This window comes from Xaviernesmea oryzae (genome assembly GCF_900109605.1).
Classification (GTDB): domain Bacteria; phylum Pseudomonadota; class Alphaproteobacteria; order Rhizobiales; family Rhizobiaceae; genus Xaviernesmea; species Xaviernesmea oryzae.
In genome coordinates this window covers 1-1,948 of the sequence record NZ_FOAM01000046.1, presented here as the reverse complement: position 1 = coordinate 1,948, position 1,948 = coordinate 1, and the positions used below count along the sequence as shown (strand labels likewise).

The window sequence follows — 1,948 nt, the reverse complement described above, 5'->3', positions numbered from 1 at the left end:
CCAAATCAAATCACTCATGGCAGCGCCTCCTCGCGCCGCCAGTGAATCAACCGATCGGGCCGTTAGCAAGCAATTTAATAGGTCCTGAGCCTAGATGTCAGGCATAATCAGATCTACCAATGTTTAGCCTTTGGTCAGTCGCTAGTTACAACACATTCGGGCGGCCACAACCAACCAAATCAGCCTGAATCTTGGTGGAACATCGCTAGGATGCTTTTTGATTGTGTCCATTTACATCAGCGCGTGACACTTCTGCTTTTGTCACTGTGCCGTTGATCGTGTGGATATCGGACTCGACGGTTTGCACCGAGGGTCCAACCCGCCGTACTACATGCTCAGGCGACTCCGCGCATAACGAGCCGGTCATTCTGGACCAACAGGATCAGAAACTGGTGGTTTAAAGCTTGTTGCGCCTGGGACAACGCGGGGCTATAGCGAAAAAGATAAAAGGCAGCGGCAGAGGCATCTGGATGACGTTTCAAGCGAATACCAAGGCGGGGATCTGCTTCATTTTTAACCACCCTTTCCCGCATCAGATCACGGTCTTGCGGCGGCTCTACAAAGATCGCTTTACAAAGATTCTATTTTTAGTTCCCTTTCATTTAGATTCATCTGATGATGATGTGGTCACAGTCTACAGTGGTGCATTCAACTTCGACTCGATTGTCGTTCAGGCTAAGCGAGAAATTAAAGCGAAGTTTGCTGATTGCAGCCATGTTTTGTTTGTTCATAACGATCTGTTGCTCTCAGGCCGCTTCGATGAAGGAAGTGTAGAGACGCTGCTAGGTCTTAAGAATGAGCAGGCGTATATCAGCGAGATTCGCAAGATTTCAGGCCCTGTCTATCAATGGGTTTGGCTTACACGGCTCTGCTACAAATTCAAGTTCCCGATGGACAGCCTCTTTGGAACGGGATCTGAAAAGGCCCGGCAATATCTGCCAAGTATCGAGTCGATCAATCAGAAGTGTCTTGTAGGCGGATTTGACCCGTCGCCTTCCTATCTGACCCGCGATTTGGAACGGATCGATGGAATGTATGCAGGAAGGTTTATCGACGAACAATTGTTCGCCGGTGGCAACCATCTTGACGAGCACGGCCGCTTCATGTTTTCACACCCGCTTTTCTCCGGCTACTCAGATATCTTCTGCGTCCCCTATAAAGCCTTGGACGAATGGTTGCATGTTCTTGGAACTCTGTCAGCGATGGACATTTTTCCAGAAATCTCCATTCCAACTTCGCTTGTCTGGGTGTTTGGACGCGTGAGTACGGCAGAGAAACTGGGGCTGAGGACGTCCATCCTTTGGCAGGATCGTTATCTTGCGGACAAGATCAGTTGGGTCATTGAACGACTTGAGGCCGGCGAGGCTTATATCCATCCCGTTAAATATGAGCAGTATTCGGAAGAGGAATATGGACAGCTGATGCTAAATTTGGATAGAAGCTCGGCTCATTAGTTACAATCTCCTCGTAGCCCAAGGTTGTTCGCGACGACAAATCCATCCGTATTCTCATGAATACCCGATCGAATGTTTGAGCGGAAGCGAATGGCTTTGGCGCAGAATGCAGGTAGAAAAATGGATAAGGCATTTCCGGTGGCGCCAAGATCACCGGAAATGCCTTAGATAATTCTAACATATTGGTGCGGGGCGGCTCATAGCCATCAAGGTCATGTCACGTTACATCGCAGTTAGGTGACTGAAAGAAAAGACGCAACTCCCTGAAGTTCCCGCTTTAAAGATTCGTCGCTTCACCTATGGTTGCGATCGCGACATCGCTGCGTATTCGAACGTATGCTATAGCTAGCGCCCTGCTCGAACCAAATCGCTAATCTTGAAACAAGCAATACCGCGAGACTAAAGCATGTCGCATTTATTCAGCCTCATATCCTGCGGCTTTGAAGAAGTTTCGGCATTCGGTGACGGAGAAGAGGCTGATGATGTCACCGAGG

General features: G+C 49.0%; 1 protein-coding gene. It reads left to right on the top strand.

Going from position 1 to position 1,948, the window contains the following annotated elements:
* The first annotated feature begins 470 nt into the window (after nt 1–470).
* On the top strand, nt 471–1,454 hold the full coding sequence (locus BMX61_RS24125) for a hypothetical protein (protein ID WP_075627531.1): 984 nt from the start codon (nt 471–473) through the stop codon (nt 1,452–1,454).
* The last annotated feature ends 494 nt before the right edge of the window (nt 1,455–1,948 follow it).

Coding starts and splice junctions, on each gene's coding strand:
- BMX61_RS24125 (WP_075627531.1), top strand. CDS start 471: ATGACGTTTCAAGCGAATACCAAGGCGGGGATCTGCTTCATTTTTAAC.